This window comes from Herbaspirillum sp. Her2, from assembly GCF_057961375.1.
This window is the reverse complement of the sequence record NZ_CM176331.1, coordinates 2,902,904-2,924,627: the sequence shown is the minus strand read 5'-3', so window position 1 is coordinate 2,924,627 and position 21,724 is coordinate 2,902,904. Positions and strand designations below refer to the sequence as shown.

At 62.0% G+C, this 21,724-nt stretch carries 19 protein-coding genes; 9 read left to right on the top strand and 10 right to left on the bottom strand.

Annotated features, from left to right (window positions below; all coding sequences use genetic code 11):
* The first annotated feature begins 166 nt into the window (after window positions 1–166).
* Window positions 167–643: a transcription elongation factor GreA gene (greA, locus tag ACWHXP_RS13300; protein WP_013233401.1), complete on the top strand. Its 477-nt coding sequence runs from the start codon at window positions 167–169 to the stop codon at window positions 641–643.
* 154 nt (window positions 644–797) lie between these two features.
* Here greA and yhbY read toward each other — a convergent pair whose 3' ends face one another.
* Window positions 798–1,256 (bottom strand): ribosome assembly RNA-binding protein YhbY, encoded by a 459-nt coding sequence (gene yhbY / locus ACWHXP_RS13295; protein ID WP_034340366.1) that lies wholly within the window; start codon window positions 1,254–1,256, stop codon window positions 798–800.
* A 76-nt stretch (window positions 1,257–1,332) separates the two neighbouring features.
* Between yhbY and ACWHXP_RS13290 the strand changes: the two genes are divergently transcribed.
* The 5 genes from ACWHXP_RS13290 to ACWHXP_RS13270 all read left to right on the top strand — a co-directional run bounded on the left by ACWHXP_RS13290 (window position 1,333) and on the right by ACWHXP_RS13270 (window position 7,539).
* The gene (locus tag ACWHXP_RS13290; RefSeq protein WP_034340369.1) at window positions 1,333–1,980 is read left to right on the top strand and encodes an RlmE family RNA methyltransferase; all 648 of its coding nucleotides are present in this window, start codon (window positions 1,333–1,335) and stop codon (window positions 1,978–1,980) included.
* Window positions 1,981–2,349: 369 nt separating this feature from the next.
* Complete coding sequence (gene ftsH, locus ACWHXP_RS13285) at window positions 2,350–4,239, top strand: ATP-dependent zinc metalloprotease FtsH (RefSeq protein ID WP_034340372.1); 1,890 nt, start codon at window positions 2,350–2,352, stop codon at window positions 4,237–4,239.
* Between the two features lie 258 nt (window positions 4,240–4,497).
* Window positions 4,498–5,346, top strand: coding sequence for a dihydropteroate synthase (folP, locus tag ACWHXP_RS13280; protein ID WP_489635788.1), 849 nt, complete (start codon window positions 4,498–4,500; stop codon window positions 5,344–5,346).
* A gap of 140 nt (window positions 5,347–5,486) precedes the next feature.
* Entirely contained in the window at window positions 5,487–6,821 is a 1,335-nt protein-coding gene (gene glmM, locus ACWHXP_RS13275) for a phosphoglucosamine mutase (protein WP_034340380.1), read from the top strand.
* A gap of 25 nt (window positions 6,822–6,846) precedes the next feature.
* Window positions 6,847–7,539, top strand: a complete 693-nt coding sequence (locus tag ACWHXP_RS13270) for a response regulator (RefSeq protein WP_034340383.1) — start codon at window positions 6,847–6,849, stop codon at window positions 7,537–7,539.
* Window positions 7,540–7,606: 67 nt separating this feature from the next.
* Here the strand turns inward: ACWHXP_RS13270 and ACWHXP_RS13265 are convergent, their stop codons facing one another.
* From ACWHXP_RS13265 to ACWHXP_RS13255, 3 genes are all read right to left on the bottom strand, one after another.
* On the bottom strand, window positions 7,607–8,908 hold the full coding sequence (locus ACWHXP_RS13265) for a c-type cytochrome (RefSeq protein ID WP_489635789.1): 1,302 nt from the start codon (window positions 8,906–8,908) through the stop codon (window positions 7,607–7,609).
* Entirely contained in the window at window positions 8,905–9,639 is a 735-nt protein-coding gene (locus ACWHXP_RS13260; protein ID WP_489635790.1) for a c-type cytochrome, read from the bottom strand. Before ACWHXP_RS13260 ends, ACWHXP_RS13265 begins: the two co-directional genes overlap by 4 nt.
* A 547-nt stretch (window positions 9,640–10,186) precedes the next feature.
* Entirely contained in the window at window positions 10,187–12,661 is a 2,475-nt protein-coding gene (locus ACWHXP_RS13255) for a penicillin-binding protein 1A (RefSeq protein WP_276844146.1), read from the bottom strand.
* A 326-nt stretch (window positions 12,662–12,987) separates the two neighbouring features.
* On the opposite strand from ACWHXP_RS13255, the gene ACWHXP_RS13250 reads away from it, so the two are divergent.
* A complete protein-coding gene (locus ACWHXP_RS13250; RefSeq protein ID WP_489624981.1) occupies window positions 12,988–14,910 on the top strand; it encodes an ATP-binding cassette domain-containing protein in 1,923 nt (640 codons plus the stop codon).
* Between the two features lie 25 nt (window positions 14,911–14,935).
* On the opposite strand, the gene ACWHXP_RS13245 is transcribed toward ACWHXP_RS13250, so the two are convergent.
* Window positions 14,936–15,784 (bottom strand): SirB1 family protein, encoded by an 849-nt coding sequence (locus tag ACWHXP_RS13245; RefSeq protein ID WP_034340401.1) that lies wholly within the window; start codon window positions 15,782–15,784, stop codon window positions 14,936–14,938.
* Between the two features lie 111 nt (window positions 15,785–15,895).
* Entirely contained in the window at window positions 15,896–17,449 is a 1,554-nt protein-coding gene (gene murJ, locus ACWHXP_RS13240) for a murein biosynthesis integral membrane protein MurJ (RefSeq protein WP_276844142.1), read from the bottom strand.
* Between the two features lie 373 nt (window positions 17,450–17,822).
* Between murJ and rpsT the strand changes: the two genes are divergently transcribed.
* Window positions 17,823–18,089, top strand: a complete 267-nt coding sequence (gene rpsT, locus ACWHXP_RS13235) for a 30S ribosomal protein S20 (RefSeq protein WP_006463174.1) — start codon at window positions 17,823–17,825, stop codon at window positions 18,087–18,089.
* Window positions 18,090–18,259: 170 nt separating this feature from the next.
* Here rpsT and ACWHXP_RS13230 read toward each other — a convergent pair whose 3' ends face one another.
* From ACWHXP_RS13230 to ACWHXP_RS13220, 3 genes are all read right to left on the bottom strand, one after another.
* A complete protein-coding gene (locus ACWHXP_RS13230) occupies window positions 18,260–18,733 on the bottom strand; it encodes a DUF192 domain-containing protein (protein ID WP_489635791.1) in 474 nt (157 codons plus the stop codon).
* Window positions 18,734–18,902: 169 nt separating this feature from the next.
* Entirely contained in the window at window positions 18,903–19,073 is a 171-nt protein-coding gene (locus ACWHXP_RS13225; protein WP_006463172.1) for a hypothetical protein, read from the bottom strand.
* Window positions 19,074–19,253: 180 nt separating this feature from the next.
* Complete coding sequence (locus tag ACWHXP_RS13220) at window positions 19,254–19,814, bottom strand: pseudouridine synthase (protein WP_489635792.1); 561 nt, start codon at window positions 19,812–19,814, stop codon at window positions 19,254–19,256.
* A 236-nt stretch (window positions 19,815–20,050) separates the two neighbouring features.
* Here ACWHXP_RS13220 and icd point away from each other — a divergent pair, with 236 nt between their 5' ends.
* Window positions 20,051–21,307, top strand: a complete 1,257-nt coding sequence (gene icd / locus ACWHXP_RS13215) for an NADP-dependent isocitrate dehydrogenase (protein ID WP_121038241.1) — start codon at window positions 20,051–20,053, stop codon at window positions 21,305–21,307.
* A gap of 178 nt (window positions 21,308–21,485) precedes the next feature.
* Here the strand turns inward: icd and cspE are convergent, their stop codons facing one another.
* The gene (gene cspE / locus ACWHXP_RS13210; RefSeq protein ID WP_006463169.1) at window positions 21,486–21,692 is read right to left on the bottom strand and encodes a transcription antiterminator/RNA stability regulator CspE; all 207 of its coding nucleotides are present in this window, start codon (window positions 21,690–21,692) and stop codon (window positions 21,486–21,488) included.
* Between the last annotated feature and the right edge of the window lie 32 nt (window positions 21,693–21,724).

Here is a 21,724-nt window from a genome sequence, read left to right as displayed (position 1 = left end):
AGAGCTGACGGAATCCTGCAGCAACGGTCCGTTCACCAGCCAGACTGTTCCCGTAAAAACAAGGCTTGTCCGCCAGGTTGGCGGCGCGGCTCTCTTTTTGCGTATTCAGCGGCCGGCGGACCTTGGATGCGTCTTCCGTGTAACCCTAACCTTGAGCAAGAGACTTATGAGCACAGTTCCCCTTACCAAGCGTGGCGCCGAACTTCTGAAGGAAGAATTGCACCGTTTGAAAACAAAAGACCGTCCGGAAGTCATCAATGCGATCGCCGAAGCGCGCGCGCAGGGCGACTTGTCCGAAAACGCCGAATACGAGTCCGCCAAGGAGCGCCAGGCCTTCATCGAAGGCCGTATCGCCGACCTGGAAGGCAAGCTGGGCGCGGCCCAGATCGTCGACCCGGCCGAACTGAACGCCGAAGGCCGCGTGGTCTTCGCCTCCACCGTGGACCTGGAAAACCTGGACAGCGGCGAGAAGGTGACCTACCAGATCGTGGGCCTGGACGAAGCCGACATCAAGGAATCGAAGGTCTCGGTGACCTCGCCCATCGCCCGTGCCCTGATCGGCAAGAGCGCCGGTGACGTGGTGGCCGTGGAAGCCCCCTCGGGCCTGAAGGAATACGAAATCCTGGAAGTGCGCTACGTCTGATGTAGCCCGCCGCATCCGTCTCGCTCAAGCCTGGCGGATGCGGCAATGATCCTGCCGCAATACCGACGCCGGAAATGAAAATGCCCGCATCAGCGGGCATTCTGTTTTGTGGGCCGCAGCAAGCTGCAGCCCGGCGCGACGGGCGATCGAGGGATCAGCCGAGCGACTTTTTGGTGCTGCGCTGGCGCGGCTTGGCCTTCTTGACCAGGCCACCGGCGGTAATGCGTTCATTGCCCTTGAGCATGACCTTGCTCACCGAAGGGCGCTTGGTGGCGTGCGACTTGACGATGGTCACTTCGCGCAGGCCGCCCTTGGCACCGGCAGCGGCTTTCTTGCCTTCGTCCTTTTGCGGGCGATACAGCACCAGCAGCTTGCCGATGTGTTGGACCGGCGCTGCCTTGAGTTCAGCGCAGATGGTTTCGTAGATCGCGATGCGAGCTTCGCGGTCGTCGCCGAAGACGCGGACCTTGATGAGGCCGTGGGCGTTCAGGCTCTTGTCGATTTCCTTCATGACGGATTCGGTCAGGCCACTTTCGCCTACCATCACGACGGGGTTCAAGCCATGGGCCTGGGCGCGCAGTTCGCTGCGCTCGGCGGGAGTCAGATTCAACATGGGAGTGCGGGTTCGGGACGAGGTCTCGGCGAAGCCAAGTTGTCCCTCAATGAGATAAAACCAGTATTCTACGCGAATGGCAAAGAACAAACTGAACAAAAACTGGTTACACGACCATATCAACGACCCTTATGTGAAGTTGGCGCAGAAGGAAGGCTATCGTGCGCGTGCGGCCTACAAGCTCAAGGAAATCGATGAGGAAGAGCGCCTCATCAAGCCCGGGCAGGTGATCGTCGACCTCGGCTGCACTCCCGGCAGCTGGTGCCAGTACGTGCGCAACAAGCTGGCCGGGGCTGAAGGCGGGGGCATCCACGGCACCATCATCGGACTGGACATCCTGCCGATGGATCCGATTGCGGATGTGCACTACATTCAGGGTGACTTCCGCGAAGACGAACCAGTACGCCAGCTGGAAGCCTTGCTGCAGGGCCGCAAGGCCGACCTGGTGCTGTCGGACATGGCGCCCAATCTGTCGGGCGTGGCCATTGCCGATGCCGCGCGGGTGGAGTACCTGATCGACCTGGCCATCGATTTTGCCCAGCTGCACATGAAACCTGGCGGCGCTTTGCTGGTCAAGTGTTTCAACGGGACCGGCTACAACGAACTGGTGCACAAATTCCGGGCCGAATTCAAGACGGTGATGTCGAAGAAGCCCAAGGCCAGCCGCGACAAGTCGTCCGAAATCTTTCTGCTAGGGAAAATCCTGAAAAATCCTCGCAGCTAATTCAGTTAAAGTTGATGCAAAACCGGTTCGTCGTCCGCAAACCAGCGCAAAATCTGCTGTGAACACGGCGATTTAGTGAATTTTCCTGCCTTGTTTTGCCCGATTTCAGCCTTATATCGATTTCTGTAAATCGTTAGTTTGTCTGAATCGCAGGCAAGAATGTCTTCCCCGCCAGTCTTCAAGCTGATGTCGGAATGGCAAAGAAATGCGCCAGCAGCCGGGTGTGACGCCTTTTTGTGCGTTGCGCGATGGCACAGTGGGGCAGGGCGAGGCTGGGCGGACGGTGGTTTTCCGTGTAAGGGTGGTTGAATCCGGGTAAAATCGGACGATACAAAGGCAACGTGGCGCGCAGGCGTCGGAGGAGTTCCAGTGAACAATATGTTTTCAAAGGCTGCCATCTGGGTAGTCATCGCGCTCGTGCTGTTTATGGTGTTCAAACAGTTCGACAGCCGCAGCATGGCGACCAATGCCAAGCCGATCGCGTATTCGGACTTCATCTCCGAGGTCAAGGCCGGACACATCAAGGATGCGACCATCGAGGATCGCAACATCATCGCCACCACCCAGGACGGCACCAAGGTCAAGACCGCGACCACCATCCTGGACCGCGGCCTGGTCGGTGACCTGCTCAACAATGGCGTGAAGTTCGACGTACGCCAGCCGGAAGAGCAGTCCTTCCTGTCGCAAATCTTCATTTCCTGGTTCCCGATGCTGTTGTTGATTGGCGTCTGGATCTTCTTCATGCGCCAGATGCAAGGCGGCGGCAAGGGCGGCGCGTTCTCCTTCGGCAAGTCGAAGGCGCGCATGCTGGATGAGAACAGCAACTCGGTCACCTTCGCCGATGTCGCCGGTTGCGACGAAGCCAAGGAAGAAGTCCAGGAGCTGGTCGAATTCCTGCGTGACCCGACCAAGTTCCAGAAGCTGGGCGGCCGCATCCCCCACGGCGTGCTGATGGTCGGCCCCCCGGGTACCGGCAAGACCCTGCTGGCCCGCGCCATCGCCGGCGAAGCCAAGGTGCCGTTCTTCACCATCTCGGGTTCGGACTTCGTGGAAATGTTCGTCGGTGTCGGTGCCTCCCGGGTGCGCGACATGTTCGAGAACGCCAAGAAGCACGCTCCCTGCATCATCTTCATCGACGAAATCGACGCCGTCGGCCGCCATCGTGGTGCCGGCATGGGCGGCGGCAACGACGAACGCGAACAGACCCTGAACCAGATGCTGGTGGAGATGGACGGCTTCGAAGCCAACTCCGGCGTCATCGTGATCGCTGCCACCAACCGTGCCGACGTGCTGGACAAGGCGCTGCTGCGTCCGGGCCGTTTCGACCGCCAGGTGATGGTCGGCCTGCCCGACATCCGTGGCCGCGAACAGATCCTCTACGTCCACATGCGCAAGGTGCCCATCGCCCCTGACGTCAAGGCCGACATCCTGGCCCGTGGCACCCCCGGTTTCTCCGGCGCCGACCTGGCCAACCTGGTCAACGAAGCGGCCCTGTTCGCTGCGCGCCGCAACAAGCGCCTGGTGGAAATGCAGGACTTCGAAGATGCCAAGGACAAGATCGTCATGGGTCCGGAACGCAAGTCGGCCGTGATGCGCGAGGAAGAACGCCGCAACACCGCTTATCACGAGTCCGGCCACGCGGTTGTCGCCAAGCTGCTGCCCAAGGCCGATCCGGTCCACAAGGTCACCATCATGCCGCGTGGCTATGCCCTCGGCCTGACCTGGCAGCTGCCGGAACATGACCGCGTGAACATGTACAAGGACAAGATGCTGGAAGAGATCTCGATCCTCTTCGGTGGCCGTATCGCTGAAGAAATCTTCATGCACCAGATGTCCACCGGCGCGTCCAACGACTTCGAGCGCGCCACCAAGCTGGCCCGCGCCATGGTTACCCGCTATGGCATGTCCGTGACCCTGGGCACCATGGTGTATGAAGATTCGGAGCAGGATGCCTACTTCGGCCGCATGTCGTCCAAGACCGTCTCAGAAGCCACCCAGCAAAAGGTGGACGCTGAAATCCGTAGCATCCTGGACGAGCAATATGCCCTGGCCCGCCGCCTGCTGGAAGAGAACCGCGAGAAGGTCGACGTCATGGCCAAGGCCCTGCTGGAATGGGAAACCCTGGACGCTGATCAGGTCAACGACATCATGAATGGCGACGAACCGCGTCCGCCGCGCAATGGTGTCCCGGCCAAGAAGTCGCCCTCGGACAACAACCGCTCCGGCGACGTCTCGCCCAACGCCACTGCCCCGGCCTGAGGCGTGCAGCGCAAGGCGCAGGGCGTGAATGCCTGAAGCCGCAGACCCGATGAAGGTGAGGAGAAATCCTCACCTTTTTTATTTGGCGAATGAATTTGGCAGATGAAAAACCGTGCAGCCGATGGCGCCCCTGCCGGACAAAAGTGTAAAGGCGGTCCATCGGCGGTGTATCATGCTGCCGCACAGCGATGGTGCGCGGCGCAGCATGCTTAGGGCCGCGACCTCGGGCAATTCATCCGCATCACCTACCACAGCAAGATGACGCAAGCTTTCCTCAAATGCGGCAGGTTCCGCCTGCCGGTCCAGCCTGGCCGCCGGCCGCTGGTCATGGGCATCCTCAACGTGACGCCCGATTCCTTTTCCGATGGCGGTCGCCATCATTCGCTGGAACTGGCCCTGACCCATGCCGAACAGATGATTGCCGACGGCGTCGACATCATCGACATCGGTGGCGAGTCCACCCGCCCCGGCATTGCGCCGCTGTCGCTGCAGGAAGAGCTGGAGCGCGTCATGCCGGTGATCTACGCCCTGCGCGACTGCGGCAAGCCCCTTTCCCTGGATACCTACAAGCCGGCCGTCATGCGCGAAGCGCTGGTCGCCGAGGTGGACATGATCAACGACATCAACGGTTTCCGTGCCGAGGGAGCCATCGATGCGGTCAAGGACAGCGAAGCCGGCCTGTGCGTGATGCACATGCAAGGCCAGCCCCAGACCATGCAGCAAGAACCCCGATATGAAGATGCGGTCACCGAGGTCGAGCAATTCCTGCAGACCCAGGTCGGCCTGATGAAGGCGGCCGGTATCGGACGTGCACGGATTTGCATCGACCCCGGTTTTGGTTTCGGCAAGACTGTGGAGCATAATCTGGCTTTGCTCAGGAACACGCGCCGATTGATCGACACGCTGGATCTGCCGCTGCTGGCCGGCATGTCGCGCAAGTCCATGATCGGTGCGGTCACCGGCAAGCCGCTGGAACGCCGCATGGCCGGCAGTATCGGTGCGGCGCTGGCGGCGGCGCAGCAGGGGGCGATGATCATCCGCGTGCACGATGTGGCCGAGACGGTCGACGCGCTGGCCATGTGGCAGGCAGGACGCGGCGACCTTTGATGCAGGCCGCGCTACGTGCGCGAACGTGATCGAAACTCAAGCACGACAACAGATTTCATGGGAAACAGGCCGGTGCGCTCGCCGGGCCTGCAAGACATCAATCAGCAGAAGCGTTAAGCATTAAGCGATAAGGGACCAACATGGCAGGAAAATACTTCGGCACCGATGGCGTGCGCGGTCGCGTGGGCGTGGCCCCGATCACACCGGATTTCGTCATGCGCCTGGGCTATGCGGCCGGCAAGGTCCTGGCCAAGTCCAAGGATGGCGTGGCCCGTCCCACGGTGCTGATCGGCAAGGACACCCGGATCTCCGGCTACATGCTGGAAGCCGCGCTGGAAGCCGGCTTCGCCGCTGCCGGCGTGGACGTCTGGCTGGCCGGCCCGCTGCCGACCCCGGCCGTGGCCTACCTGACCCGCGCCCAGCGTCTCTCGGCCGGTGTGGTGATCTCGGCCTCGCACAATCCCTATCACGACAACGGCATCAAGTTCTTCTCGGCCAAGGGCAACAAACTGCCCGACCAGGTCGAGGCGGATATCGAAGCGGCGCTGGAGCAGCCCATGGAGTGCGTCCCCTCCGAGAAGCTGGGCAAGGCGCGCCGCCTGTCGGATGCGGCCGGCCGCTACATCGAATTCTGCAAGAGCACCTTCCCCAGTGCCATGGACCTGCGCGGCATGCGCCTGGTGGTGGACTGTGCCAACGGCGCGGCCTACAACATCGCGCCGCACGTATTCCATGAGCTGGGCGCGGAAGTCATCACCATCGGCAACCAGCCCGATGGCCTGAACATCAACGAGGATTGTGGTGCCACCGCGCCTAAATCGCTGGTGGCCTCGGTGCGTGAATACCGGGCCGACCTCGGCATTGCACTCGATGGCGATGCCGACCGTCTCATCATGGTCGATGGCAGCGGCCGCATCTACAACGGTGATGAACTGCTTTACCTGATGGTCAAGGACCGCCTGAGCAGCGGCGCGGTCGATGGCGCAGTCGGTACCCTCATGACCAACATGGCCCTGGAAGTGGCCTTCAAGAAGATGGGCGTGCCCTTCGCACGTGCCAAGGTGGGCGACCGCTACGTGCTGGAAGTGCTGCAGGAAAAGGGCTGGCTGCTCGGCGGCGAAGGCTCCGGCCACCTGCTGGCACTGGACAAGCACACCACCGGCGATGGCATTGTTTCGGCCCTGCAGGTACTGTGCGCCTTGAAGCGCGCCGGCCAGACCCTGGCGCAGATGACCGGCGACATCACCCTGTATCCGCAATCGCTGATCAATGTGAAGATTCCTGCCGGCTACGACTGGAAGTCCAACACCGCCCTGCAAGCCGAACAGGCTGCCGTGGAAGAAGAACTGGGCGAGCGCGGCCGCGTGCTGCTGCGTCCGTCCGGCACCGAGCCGCTGATCCGCGTGATGGTGGAGGCGCAGGAAGCCGAGCTGGCGCGCAGCATGGCCCAGCGTATCGCAGCCAAGGTGCTCTGAGTCAGTTGTTGCGGATCCAAGGACGATGTCAAAAGAGCTCCCTCATATCCTGATGGTCGAAGACGAACCCAGCATCGCGGAGCTGTTGCGCTTCACGATGCAGGGCGCGGGCTTTGCCACCACCATCGCCACCGACGTGGCCCAGGCCCGCAAGCTGATTGCCGAGTCGCTGCCTCATGTCGTGCTGCTGGACTGGATGCTGCCCGACAGCTCCGGCCTGGTGCTGCTCTCGGAGCTGCGGCGCGACCAGCGCACGGCGGCGCTGCCGGTCATCATGCTCACCGCCAAGGGCATGGAAGAAGACAAGGTCAAGGGCTTGAACGAAGGTGCGGATGATTACGTGACCAAGCCGTTCTCTCCCAAGGAACTGGTGGCGCGCGTGCAGGCCCTGTTGCGCCGAAAGGCGCCGGAGATCGGCAGCCAGGCGCTCAAATACCGCGACATCAGCATTGACGTCGAACGCCGCCAGGTGGCGGTGGCGGGCCGGGCGGTGGCGCTGGACCAGGCCGAATTCAAGCTGCTGCGCTATCTGGTGGCGCATCCGGAACGCATCTTCTCGCGTGCCCAGTTGCTGGACAAGGTCTGGGGTGACCACACCTTCATCGAGGAACGCACGGTGGATGTGCACATCATGCGGCTGCGCAAGTCGCTGGGCGATCTGGCGCATTACGTGCAGACGGTGCGCGGGATGGGGTACAAGCTGAGCGCCGAGCAGTGAGGTGAGCTATCCGCTGGCAGCGCGATGAATGAAAAGGCGATCCCCGGATCGCCTTTTTTGCGTCTGCTCAGTCCAGCGGCACGCTGCGATACCGGTTCACCTCCGAAGCCGAGACGAATCCTCCCTGGTTGCCCCAGCTGTTGCGGACATAGGAGACCAATGCTGCCACTTCCTGATCACTCAGTTGCGGGCCGAAGGGCGGCATGCCGAAGGGATAGGGATTGCCGGCCGTCGACGGCGGGAAACCGCCGTTGAGCACCGCGCGAATGGCATTGACCGGTTGCGGTCCGCCAATGGCGTGATTGCCGGCCAGCGGCGGATAGTCCGGGGCACTGCCTTGGCCCTTGCCGCCGTGGCAGTCCACGCACAATTCCCCATAGAGCTTCTTGCCCTGTTTGAGGATGCGTTCCGCCTCGGCGGGCTCCGGCTGCGCGGCGGCGCTGGCAGCGGGCAGGGGCTGGGCCGGCAGCGACTTCAGGTAGACCGCCATGGCATTGATGTCCTCATCGTTGAGATACTGCAGGCTGCGCCCGACGATTTCCGACATCGGTCCCAGCGACGTTCCGCGCGGCGAGACGCCGGTCCTGAGCAGGGCGGCGATGTCGGCTTCGCTCCATCCGCCCAGGCCGTGTTCGCCACCATGCAGGGGCGGTGCATACCAGTCCAGCGCGGGGATCATGCCGCCGGCCAGATCCAGCGGTGCGATGCTGGCCGCCACCACGTTGCGGGCGCTGTGGCAGGCGCTGCAATGGCCAGCGCCGCGCACCAGATAGGCACCGCGGTTCCACTGGGCGGAGCGCGCCGGATCAGGCTGGTATACAGCCGGTGTGAAGAAAAAGGCACGCCATAGCCCCAGCAGCGGGCGCTGGTCGTAAGGGAAGCGCAATTCATGTGAACGATTGGGCTGATTGACGGGGGGCAGCGTGCGCAGCCAGGCGAACAGGGCGTCGCTGTCTTCGCGGCTGAGCTGGGTGTAGCTGGTGTAGGGGAAGGCCGGAAAGAGGAAGCGGCCATCGCGTCCGCGCCCGTGGTGCAGGGCACGCCAGAAATCGTCGGCGCTCCAGTCACCGATGCCGTTGGCGCGATCGGGTGTGATGTTGGTGGTGTAGATCGTGCCGAAGGGCGTCGGCAGGGCGCGTCCCCCGGCATAGGCCGCGCCGCCGCGCACGGTGTGGCAGGCCATGCAATTGCCGGCGCGCGCCAGGTGCTGGCCCCTGGTCAGCTGCGCCTGATGGTCGGTCACCGGGACGACCACGCCAGGATCTTCACTGCGCAGGCTTTGCCAGGCGATCACGCCGCCGGTCAGCGCCACCACGGCCAGCACGCTGCCCAGCAGGATTCCCAGGCCCAGGCGCAAGGTCTTGTTCATCGTGCCGCTCCTGCACTGGCGGAGGAAGCCGGCATGCTGCCGCAGGCTACCGGCAAAGGTTTGGGCAGCACGCGCTCAGGCGCATAGTCGGCCGGGACCGGCTGGGAGGACAGCCAGCTGCTGGCGGCATTGATTTCTTCCGGGCTCAATGCCCTGGCGATCTCGCCCATGCAATCGGGTGCCTTGGCGGTGCGTTCGCCATTGCGCCAGGCGCCCAGTTGCGCATTGATGTAGTCGCGCGGCAGGCCCAGCAATCCCGGAATGCCGGGCTGCACACCGGTCAACCCGGCACCGTGGCAACTGGCGCAGGCCGCAATGCCCTGGGCTGGCTTGCCCTGGCTGACCAGCAGGCGTCCGCGTTCCAGCACCGTGGCGCTCACATCGGCCGGCACCGGGGGCGGATAGGGCGGATGCTGGTCGGCGAAGAAGAGGGCGATCTGCTGCAGGTAATCGTCAGAAAGATGGCCCAGCAGGTAATTCATCATCTGATAGCGGCGTCGGCCATCCCGGAAACTCTGCAGCTGGTTCAGCAGATAGCCCTCCGGCTTGCCGGCGATGCGCGGATAGTAGCCATCGGCCGTGGCGCGCCCTTCCTTGCCATGGCAGGCGATGCAGGCGGCCATGCGTTCGGCCATGCCCGGTATGGCGCGCGGCTTGTCCGCGGGCGTCTGGGCCATGGCTGCGCCGCCCGCGATCAGTGTCCCCAGGGCGGCGGCTGCAAGCTTCTTCATATTTGTTGTGGGCAAGCGCATCGGCCTATTGTAGTCCATGCGCGCGCCGCGCTTGCGGCTTTGCAAGGCCGGGCGCAGCGGATACAATAGCGGCCTTGTTTGCCCCCGTAGCTCAGTGGATAGAGCGATCCCCTCCTAAGTCAAATTGGGCAGCGGATGCCGAAAGGCGCCGCCTGAATGGAGTCAAAGTCGGTGAACCCTGACAGCGCATGCATGCACGTTTGCAGCGGCTGCTGGCAATACCGAGCCAAGCCGGTTCCCTCGGAAGCCGGAAGGTGTAGAGACTAGACGGCTCCGGCCTTCCGACCTTGCCGTCAGGGCAGGGTCCATGGCCAAGGTATAGTCCAGACTACAAACATCCGGTTACACGACGTTCATGTATCTGATGGTGGCGAAAGCCATAGTGGTATGAAGGGATAGGTCACACGTTCGATCCGTGTCGGGGGCACCAGACAAAAGGAAACGGGCACTTCTTCGGAAGTGCCCGTTTTTTTTCGTGCTGCCGATTGGCTCAATGAAGTTGCCAGGCCAGTGGCCTGGCATTGCCTCAATGACCCTGGTTGGTATTGTCCAGGAAGCGTCTTGCGCTCTCGCTCTGAGGCCGGTTTGCCGAGCCGCCAGGCGCTGCCGCCGGCGCTCCCTGCGACGTGCCCGGCACGTTCGGTGCTGGTTGCGCATTGCCCGGTGCAGCCGGAGTCTGGCTGGGTGTCCAACCGAAGAAGTTCGAGATCGCATCCACCACCGTCACGCCCACATTGGTCACCAGGCCGTTGTTGGGCGTGAAGTTGTCGTAGTAGGGCTCGCCATCGATGAAGCGGATGCCTTCCGGCACCGGCAGGTCGAACTGCGGCACCCCCTTCAAGGCCTTGGCCATGTAGTCCACCCAGATCGGCAGCGCCAGCTGTGCGCCGAATTCCTTGCTGCCCAGGCTCTTGGGCTGGTCATAGCCCATCCAGGCCACGGTGGCCAAAGTGCGCTGGTAACCGGCGAACCAGCCGTCGACGGCATCATTGGTGGTACCGGTCTTGCCGGCCAGGTCAGTGCGGCCGATGCTGTTGCTGCGTGCGCCGGTGCCGCCCTGGGCCACGGCCTTGAGCATGCTGGTCATCATGTAGCTGTTGCGTTCCGAGACCACGCGCGGTGCGCCATTGCCCACGATCAGCGGCTCCGCCTTGGACAGCACCTTGCCGCGCGCATCGGTGATCTGCGAGATCAGGTAGGGCTGGATCTTGTAGCCGCCGTTGGCAAACACCGAGTAGGCGGCAGACAGCTGCAGCGGATTGGTCTGGCCTGCACCCAGCGCCATGGGCAGGTAGGGCGGGACCTTGTCGGCATCAAAACCATAGGTGCCGGTGATGAAGTCCTTGGCATAGGGCACGCCGATGTAGTCCAGCGTGCGGATCGCCACCAGGTTCACCGACTTCTGCAGGGCAGTGCGCACGGTGATGGGACCGGCCGGGGTTTCGTCATCCTTGGGTTCCCAGTTCGGCTGGCCGGGGCCGGCCGGATAGGAGACCGGGGCATCGTTGACGATGGAGGCCGGTGCAAAACCCTTCTCCAATGCAGCCGAATAGATGAAGGGTTTGAAGGTCGAACCCGGCTGGCGCCAGGCTTGGGTCACGTGGTTGAAATTGTTCTGGGTGAAGTCGAAACCGCCCACCAGGGCGCGGATGGCGCCATCCTGCGGCACCACCGAGACCAGCGCCGCTTCCACCTGCGGCAACTGCACCACCTGCCAATTCTGCTTGGCATCCTGCATCACGCGGATCAGGGCACCGGGCGCGATGCGGATCTCCTTCTTGGCCTTCTCCGACAGGGCCGAGGCCACGAAGCGCAGGGCTTCGCCCTTGATGCTGATCTTGTCGCCGCTGCGCAGCACCGCATCAATCTGCTTGGGGCTGGCGGCCACCACCACGGCGGCCAGGATGTCGTCGTTGTCGGGATGGTCGTCCATGACGTCGTCGATGGCCGAGGCGCGGTCTTCGGCATTGGCGGGCAGTTCGATGGTTTCTTCCGGACCGCGATAGCCGTGGCGGCGGTCGTAATCCATCACGCCCTTGCGCACGGCCAGGTAGGCCGCCTGCTGGTCGGCCGCATTGACGGTGGTATAGACGTTGAAGCCCTGGGTGTAGGTGTCTTCCTTGTACTGCGCGTACACCATCTGGCGCACCATTTCGTTCACGTATTCGGCGTGGATGCTGTACTGGCTGCCCGGTGCGCGGACCTTCAGTTCTTCCTTGGCGGCCTTTTCATATTGCGCCTTGGTGATGAAGCCCACTTCCATCATGCGCTGCAGGATGTATTGCTGGCGGATGTGCGCGCGCTTGGGGTTGACGATGGGGTTGTAGGCCGAGGGGGCCTTGGGCAGGCCTGCCAGCATGGCGGCTTCGGCCAGGGAAATATCCTTCAGGTCCTTGCCGAAATAGGTGCGGGCGGCGGCGGCGAAGCCGAAGGCGCGCTGGCCCAGGTAGATCTGATTCATGTAGACCTCCAGGATCTGGTCCTTGGTCAGGGCATGTTCGATCTTGTTGGCCAGCAGCACTTCGTAGAGCTTGCGGGAGAAGGTTTTTTCCTTGGTCAGGAAGACGTTGCGCGCCACCTGCATGGTGATGGTGCTGGCCCCCTGCGAGGCACTGCCGCGCAGCACGTCGGTGGCCAGGGCGCGGGCGATGCCGATCCAGTCGATGCCGCCGTGCTCATAGAAACGATAGTCCTCGATGGCCAGCACGGCATTCTTCATGTCGGCCGGGATATCTTCCAGTTTGACCAGGCTGCGCTTTTCTTCACCAAACTCGCCGAGCAGGACCTTGTCCTCGGACCAGATGCGCAGCGGTACCTTGGGACGGTAGTCGGTGATCAGGTCCAGCGAAGGCAGGCGCGGGTTGATGAAGATCAATGCATACACCACCAGCAGGGCAGCGGCGACGCCGAGACCGAGGATGGACAGACCGATGAACTTGGCGATGTTGGGATTGAGGAAGCCGCGCTGGCGGCGCAGGTCCGGCAAAGAGGAAAAAGGCATGGGATGAGCGGGAATCGGAATGCGCTATCTTACCGCATCGCACCGCCGGCCCGGCGTGCCCGCCACGGGCAATGCTTAACCAGTTGTAACATGGCTCCCGGATGACGGGGAAATTCGAGCTTTTGTCGTTATTTTTCATCAATCCCGTTGCCAAAGTGCAAGCCGCAGCCGTTCCGGCCCATCGAAAGGGGCAAGAGCGCGCTTAAATCAGCATTTGTGCGGCGCAGTCGGTACAATGCCGCTCTCGCGCTTTTTCCTGCATCAAGCGCCTTTCGCATTCATCCTGCGCGGCTTGGGCCGACGCATTCACGCAGATCACGCACGCTATGGCAGTCATTTCCCTCTCCGACGCACAACTGGCCTTCGGCCACGTTGCCCTCCTGGATCACGCCGAATTCTCGCTGGAGACCGGCGAACGCATCGGCCTGATCGGCCGCAACGGCACCGGCAAGTCCTCGCTGCTGAAGATCATCGCCGGCCGTTCCAAGCTCGATGATGGCCTCTTGGTGATGCAGCAGAACCTGAAGATCGCCTACGTCGACCAGGAACCGCATTTCCCGGAAGAGATGACCGTCTTCGACGCCGTGGCCTCGGGCCTGGGCGAGCTGCCGGCGCTCTTGGCCGAATATGAAGCCATCACCGGCCAGTTCGGCGGCGACAATGACGACGCCCTGCTGGAGCGCATGCACCAGATCCAGACCGTGCTGGATGCGGCCGACGCCTGGTCCATCGGCAACAAGGTCGAGACCACCCTGGACAAGCTGAACCTGAACCGCGACGCCCGCATCGGCGAGCTCTCCGGCGGCATGAAGAAGCGCGTGGCGCTGGCCTGCGGCCTGGTCGGCAACCCCGACGTGCTGCTGCTGGACGAACCGACCAACCACCTCGACTTCGGCTCCATCCTGTGGCTGGAAGGCCTGCTGCGCGACTTCAAGGGCAGCATCCTCTTCATCACCCACGACCGCAGCTTCCTGGACAATGTCTCCACGCGCATCATCGAACTGGATCGCGGCAAGATTCTTTCCTTCCCCGGCAACTTCACGACCTACCAGGCCCGCAAGGCCGAGCTGCTGGCCAATGAAGAAGTGGAAAACGCCAAGTTCGACAAATTCCTGGCACAGGAAGAAGTGTGGATCCGCAAGGGCGTGCAGGCCCGCCGCACCCGCGACGAAGGCCGCGTGCGCCGTCTGGAAGCCCTGCGCGTGCAGCGCAGCGAGCGCCGCGAGCGGCAGGGGCAGGTGAAGCTGGAAGTGGGCACCGGTGAACGTTCCGGCAAGATCGTGGCGGAGCTGGAAAACGTCAACAAGGCCTACGGCCCCAAGGCCATCGTGCGCGACTTCAGCAGCATCCTCATGCGCGGCGACAAGGTCGGCCTGATCGGTCAGAACGGCGCCGGCAAGACCACTCTGCTCAAGCTGATTCTGGGTGAAGAAGCCCCGGACAGCGGTACCGTCAAGCAGGGTACCAAGATGCAGGTCGCGTATTTCGATCAGATGCGCGCGCAGCTGAATGAAGAAACGACCCTGGCCGATACCATCGCGCCGGGCAGCGACTGGGTGGAAGTCAACGGTCAGCGCAAGCATGTGATGACCTATCTGTCGGACTTCCTGTTCGCGCCGGAACGCGCCCGTTCGCCGGTGCGCACGCTCTCCGGTGGCGAGCGCAACCGCCTGTTGCTGGCGCGCCTGTTCGCCAAGCCGGCCAACGTGCTGGTGCTGGACGAGCCGACCAACGACCTCGATATCGATACGCTCGAACTGCTGGAAGAATTGCTGGAGGAATATGAAGGCACCGTCTTCCTGGTCAGCCACGACCGCATGTTCCTGGACAACGTGGTCACGCAGGTGATCGCCTCCGAAGGCAATGGCGTCTGGCGTGAATACGTGGGCGGTTATTCCGATTGGGAGCGCCAGCGCCCGGCGCAGACATCGGCAGGGGCCAAGGCTGCTGCCAAGGCGGCCGACAAGAACGAGGTCAAGGCCGAGTCCACCATGGCCGCTCCTGCCGCCGCCCCCGCACCGGCCAAGAAGAAGCTGAGCTACAAGGAACAGCGCGAGCTGGAAGAACTGCCCAAGCGCATCGCCGCGCTGGAAGCGGAACAGAAGGAGCTGTCGGCGAAACTGGCCGATCCGGATCTGTACAAGAAGGGGGCGGATGAAGCCGTCAAGCTGAACCAGCGCTTCGCCGAGATCGACGAAGAACTGCTGGTGAGTCTGGAGCGTTGGGAAGAAATCGAAGGGAAGCAGTAAGTCCGGACGACCGGGACGCCCCCGGTCAGCTCGGCTTGCGCAGTGCTTCGCGCAGGTCGGGCAGCATCTCCCGCAGGTTGGGCGCGTCCTCGGCGTGGGGACGCAGGGCCAGGTAGGCTTCCAGATCCTCCAGCGCCGCCTGGGCTTGCCCGAGGTTGGCATAGGCCAGCCCACGGTCGCGTTTCTCGGTGATTTCCTCGGGCAGCAGGATCACCAGTCTCTCCTGCACATCCAGCACTTGCTGCCAGCGCTGGCTTTCCATGAAGATGGCCTTGAGGTTGCGCAGCATGCGCGCCAGGATCTCACGCGGATGGGCCGCACGCAGGTAGGCCGCCAGCGGCAGTTCATCGCCGAAATCTTCTTCGGGCTGATGGGCCAGATAAGGCTCCAGCCGCTCTTCCAGTTCCTGCCGCGACAGGCTCGCGCCATTCATGGGGTCGAGCACGATTTCACCGGATTGCACCGACAGCTTCATCAGGAAGTGGCCGGGGAAGGAAACTCCCTTCATCTCCAGGCCAATCTGCTGCGCCAGTTCGATATAGACCACCGCCAGCGAGATCGGAATGCCGCGCCGCGTCGAGATCACGCGGTGGATATAGCTGTTGTCGGGATCGTAGTAATTGTTGACGTTGCCGGCGAAGGCCATTTCCTGGAAGAAGAAATGGTTCAGCATGCGCAGTTTCTGGATCTGCGAGGCATCCTGGGGCAGGCGCTGCCTGAGCTTGAGCGCCAGCGTGTCGAGCGCCATCTCTTCCTCGGCAAAATCCATTTCCGGATAAAAATCCTGTCCCAGCGTCAAGGCAGATTCGAACAGCGGAATCGAATCGTCCTGGCGCACCAGCGAAGCAAAATAGTCGAGGGAGGTGAGCGTCATGTCACCCATGCTATCAAAATATTGCGCGCTGCGTCAGGTCTGCCGGGCGGGGAATGAAATTTCTTGTTTCAGACCGCCCCAGGCTTGTGCTGAAGCGGCCTGCAAGGCTGATCAGCGGCGCGCGATGCGCTTGAATTCACGCAGGCGGAAGCCCATCGCGAACAGCGGGCCGAAATAGGCCACCGCACACACCGCCAGCACCAGCATCAGCGCCCCGATGCGCAGCAGCGGATGGGCGCGCAGGGCGACCCAGTCGAAGTGGCCGGAAATCCATAGCGCCACCCCGGCCATCACCAGCAGCGCGCCGGTCAGGCGCACCAGGAACAGTCCCCAGCCCGGACGCGGCACGTAGATCTGGCGGCGGCGCAGGCCGATGTAAAGACACAGGGCATTGAGGCAGGCCCCCAGGCCGATCGACAAGGCCAGGCCCGCGTGCGAAAACAGGGGCACGAAGACGCTGTTCATGAGCTGGGTGGCGATCAGCACGCCGATGGCGATGATGACGGGGGTGCGGATATCCTGCTTGGCATAGAAGCCGGGGGCCAGAATCTTCACCACGATCAGACCGATCAGGCCGACACCGTAGGCCACCAGCGCATGGCCGACCATGGTCACCGAGAGCGCATCGAAACGGCCGTAGTGGAACAGGGTGGCGGTGAGCGGCTCGGAGAGCGTGGCCAGGCCCACGGCCGAGGGCATGGCCAGCATGAAGGTCAGGCGCAGGCCCCAGTCCAGCAGGGCGGAATATTCATCCATGTCGTCGGCAGCATGGGCGTTGGCCAGGCTGGGCAGCAGGATGGTACCGAGCGCCACGCCCAGCAGGGCGGTCGGGAATTCCATCAGGCGGTCGGCATAGCTCAGCCACGAGACGCTGCCGTGTTGCAGGCGCGAGGCGATGTTGGTGTTGATCATCAAGCTGATCTGCGCGGCCGAGACGGCGAAGACGGCCGGGCCCATCTTCTTGAGCACGCGCTTGACGCCTTCATCGCGCAGGCCCAGCAGGGGATTCCAGTACAGGCGCGGCAGCATGCCGATCTTGATCAGCGCCGGCACCTGGATCGCCACCTGCAGGATGCCGCCCACCAGCACCGCGAAGGCCATCGCATAAATGGGCTGTTCCATGAAGGGGGCCACGAAGAGCGAGGCCACGATGAAGGCGACATTGAGCAGCACCGAGGTGACTGCCGGGATCTTGAATTCCTTCCAGGTATTGAGGATGCCGCCGGCCAGCGCCACGAAGGCCATGAAGCCGATGTACGGGAACATGATGCGGGTCATCAGCACCGAGGCATGGAAGGCGTCCGGGTTGTATTGCAGGCCGGTGGCGATGAAATAGACCACGAAGGGGGTGGCAACGATGCCGGCTACGCAGGTGATCAGCATGACCCACATCAGTGCCGTGGCCACATGGTCCACCAGGTGTTTGGTTTCCTCGGGGCCGCGGCGGTTCTTGTATTCAGCCAGGATGGGCACGAAGGCCTGCGAGAAGGCGCCTTCGGCGAAGAGCCGGCGCAGCAGGTTGGGAATGCGGAAGGCGATGTTGAAGGCGTCGGTGTAGGCCGAAGCGCCGAAGGCGCGGGCGAACAGGATTTCCCGGGCCAGCCCGGTGATGCGCGAGAGCATCGTCATGCCGGAGATGGCGGCGAGGGTTTTATGCAGATTCATGGAGCGGCATTATAGCTGTGGGCAGCGGTGCTTTTGCTGGAATGGCAAGGATTGGTGCGGGAGCACGACAGGGGGCGGGCAGGCCCGGACACGGGGGTTCGGAGGCGATATGAAGGAAAAGACAATCCCCCTGCTGCACGGCGCAATAGACTCGCTGCCTTGGCCACAGGTTCGGCGGCAGGCATGAATTTCTTTGCGGAAATCGGGATGAGTGCGGTGGCATCGCAACGGATGGCACCGTGTTTACAGCAGAAGCAGACAAGTTGATTGCCTTGTCACGGGAATCTCGTTATAATCCGATGCTTTACAGAATTTGGCATCGCGAGTCCTCGGGGTTTGCGGCGCAAACGACTCTCGATTTAGGATAATTTTCATGGCAAATACCGCACAGGCACGTAAGCGTGCTCGTCAAGCAGTCAAGCAAAACGCTCACAACTCGAGCCAGCGCTCGACCCTGCGCACCGCAATCAAGGCAGTTCGCAAGGCGATCGCCGCCGGCGACAAGGCTGCAGCAACCTCCGTGTTCCAATCTTCCGTGTCGACCATCGACAGCATCGCCGACAAGAAGATCATTCACAAGAACAAGGCCGCTCGCCACAAGAGCCGCCTGGCTGCTGCCCTGAAGGCCCTGGCTGCTTAATTGCATCCTGGCTTGAACTGAAGCGCGGCGTTGCCCGCTTCAGGCTGCAGTACAAGAAAACCGCTTGATTTCAAGCGGTTTTTTGCATTTTGGCAACGGTTTTTCAACGGCCGTCGCCATCATGGGTGTCGGGATGACGGGCCGCAGCCACACGCTGCAGCCCGGATGCCTTATTGGGGCAATCCCTCGATCCTGGTACCGGGCTTGATGTTCTTCTGCTTGAACCAGCCCTTGTTCATCTCCAGCGCATAGACCGCCGCGCGCTTGGCACAGTGCGAATCCAGGGTCTGTTCCTTCATTTCCTCGATGTTGATGATGACGCCTTTTTCGTCCATGAAGGCCACCGACAGCGGGATCAGCGTATTTTTCATCCACATGCATACCCCGGCCGGCTGGCCGAACAGGAACAGCATGCCCTCGTTGTCGCCCATCTTCTCGCGGAACATCAGGCCTTGCTCGCGCTCGGCTTCGGTCTGGGCCACTTCGGCCTTGATCAGGTGGATGCCGATATTGAGCTGGGTGGTCGGGAATTTGCGCACCTGCGGCGTCTGCGCGCCGGCGGTGGACAGGCAGCCGACAGCCAGCAGGGCGACGGCGCTGTGCATGAAGCAACGGGAAAGTCGGGAAAGTGAAGATTTGCGCATGTTCTTTATCAATCGGGATTCGGATCGGGCAGGATAGCAGCAGCGGGGCGCGCGTGTGCAGCGGGAGCGGGGCGCTGGCCGGCGTGGATGGCTACGGGGTGCGTCGCCTGAACCGCGCGGACATGAAAAAAGGCAGGACCAGCCTGCCTTTTTTGAGTGCGGACGCTAATTACTTAGCTTCAGCTGCCTTCTTTGCCTTTTTGGCCTTCTTTGCCTTCTTGGCCTTCTTTGCCTTCGGAGCAGCGGCTTCAGCCTTCGGCGCTTCCGGAGCGGCCGGAGCTTGTGCGAAAGCAGCAGTGGCGAACAGACCAGCGATCAGAGCGGCGATCAATTTTTTCATTTTGCGTCCTTCAATTCAACATGTTAGGGATGTGAGGCAAACGATGATTCGTGCGAATCACTGCCAATAACGGCGCGCGCGTATGAAGGTTGACACCATTTCGGATCTTTTTTATGAGGTTTCGGGAAGAAGTGTGCAGCCCTGAGTGCTTCAAACCTTGTCAGATTGTTCACGCAGCGCTCAGGCATCGAGCTCCCGTGGATCGACTTCGCGCCATTCGCCGGGCATCACAGGATGGGTCGCCAGCGAGAACGGGCCGATGGCAATGCGCACCAGTCGCAGCGTCGGCAGGCCCACGGCTGCCGTCATGCGGCGCACCTGGCGGTTCTTGCCTTCGCTGATGGTCAGGGCGATCCAGCTGGTGGGCTGGTTGGCACGCTGGCGGATGGGCGGGGTGCGCGGCCACATCCAGGCCGGCTCCTGGATCAAACGGGCCTCCCCTGGTTGGGTGACGAAGTCGCCCAGGTCCAGCGGATTGCGCAGGCGTTGCAGCGCGTCCGGCGTGGCCAGGCCTTCTACCTGTGCCAGGTAGGTCTTGGGCTGCTTGCGGCGCGGATGGGCGATGGCGTGCTGCAGCTTGCCGTCATCGGTGAGCAGCAGCAGGCCTTCACTGTCGGCATCGAGCCGGCCCGCAGGGTAGATGTCGGGAAGGTCGAGGTAATCGGCCAGCGTCTGGCGCTCGGGATGGGCGGAGAACTGGCTCATCACGCCGAAGGGTTTGTTGAAGAGGATCAAAGGCATGCGCTAGTGTCGCAAAAAGATGGCCTTGCGTAAAATCCTGATGCATAATCAATCAGGTAAGTCATGTGTCTTATATAAGACCTGCTGATTGCAATCCGGAATTTTTCCGGCTGAAAATCCGGAAATCTCTTAAAATTCCCCGCTTGTATGGCAATTCATGCAAGGTCCTTGCCGATGTGCATGGGCTTTGCCGCTGATGCTTCCCAACGCTACCGCCTCAACCGTCGGAGACCACGATGTCGTACCAACATATCCAAGTGCCTGCAGAAGGGTGCAAGATCACCGCCAATGCCGATGACACTCTCAATGTCCCCAACAACCCCATCATTCCTTTCATCATGGGCGATGGCGTGGGCGTGGACGTCACGCCGGTGATGCTCAAGGTGGTCGATGCCGCGGTGGAGAAGGCCTACGGCGGTGCGCGCAAGATCCACTGGATGGAAATCTATGCGGGCGAGAAGTCGACCAAGCTCTACGGTGCCGATACCTGGCTGCCCGAGGAGACACTGGACGTGCTCAAGGAGTATCTGGTCTCGATCAAGGGGCCGCTGTCCACGCCGGTCGGGGGCGGCATTCGTTCCTTGAACGTGACCATGCGCCAGCAGCTGGACCTCTATGTCTGCCTGCGTCCGGTGCGCTATTTCAAAGGCGTGCCCTCGCCGCTGAAGGAGCCCGAGAAGACGGACATGGTGATCTTCCGCGAGAACTCCGAAGACATCTACGCCGGTATTGAATGGCAGGCCGGTACCCCGGAAGTGAAGAAACTGATCGAGCTGCTCACGCGCGAGATGGGGGTCAAGAAGCTGCGCTTCCCTGAGACCTCGGCGCTGGGCATCAAGCCGGTCTCGCGCGAAGGTACCGAGCGACTGGTGCGCAAGGCCATCCAGTACGCCATCGACCACGACAAGCCTTCGGTGACGCTGGTCCACAAGGGCAACATCATGAAGTACACCGAGGGTGCTTTCCGTGACTGGGGTTATGCGCTGGCCGGCCGCGAATTCGGGGCCGAACTGATCGACGACGGCCCGTGGATGCGCCTGAAGAACCCCAAGACCGGCCGCCAGATCGTCATCAAGGATGCCATCACCGATGCCTTCTTCCAGCAGGTGCTGATGCGCCCGGCGGAATACAGCGTCATCGCCACCATGAACCTGAACGGCGACTACATTTCGGACGCCGTGGCGGCTCAGGTCGGCGGTATCGGCATTGCTCCGGGCGCCAACATGTCCGATTCGGTGGCCGTGTTCGAAGCCACCCACGGCACCGCGCCGAAGTATGCCGGCAAGGATTATGTGAACCCCGGTTCCAGCATTCTTTCGGCAGAAATGATGCTGCGCCACATGGGCTGGATCGAGGCCGCGGATCTCATCATCACGGCCATGCAGAAGTCAGTCTCGGCCAAGCGCGTGACCTATGATTTCGCGCGTTTGCTGGAAGGGGCGACGCAGGTTTCCTGCTCCGGTTTCGGTGAAGCGCTGATCGAAAACATGTAAGCCGGACGGACTGCTTCTGCAGCGTGATTTGCTGCAAATAAATGATGAAAAAACAACACTCAGCCAGGCATCTACCTGGCTGTTTGCATTTCGGTTACGTAGTCATTGCGGGCGCAGTAATGGCGGCGCCCCAATGAAAAAAGCCCCGCAAGAGCGGGGCTTTTAGAGAAACCGGGGTTTAAGCGGCGTTCTGGATGTTCGAAGCTTGCTTGCCTTTGGGGCCTTGCGTAACGTCAAACTGGACTTTTTGACCTTCTTTGAGGGTCTTGAAGCCGTTCATCTGGATTGCGGAGAAGTGAGCGAACAGATCTTCGCCGCCGTCATCCGGAGTGATAAAGCCAAAGCCTTTGGAATCATTGAACCACTTGACAGTACCTGTTGCCATAAAAGCATCTTTCAAAATTAACTATTCACACG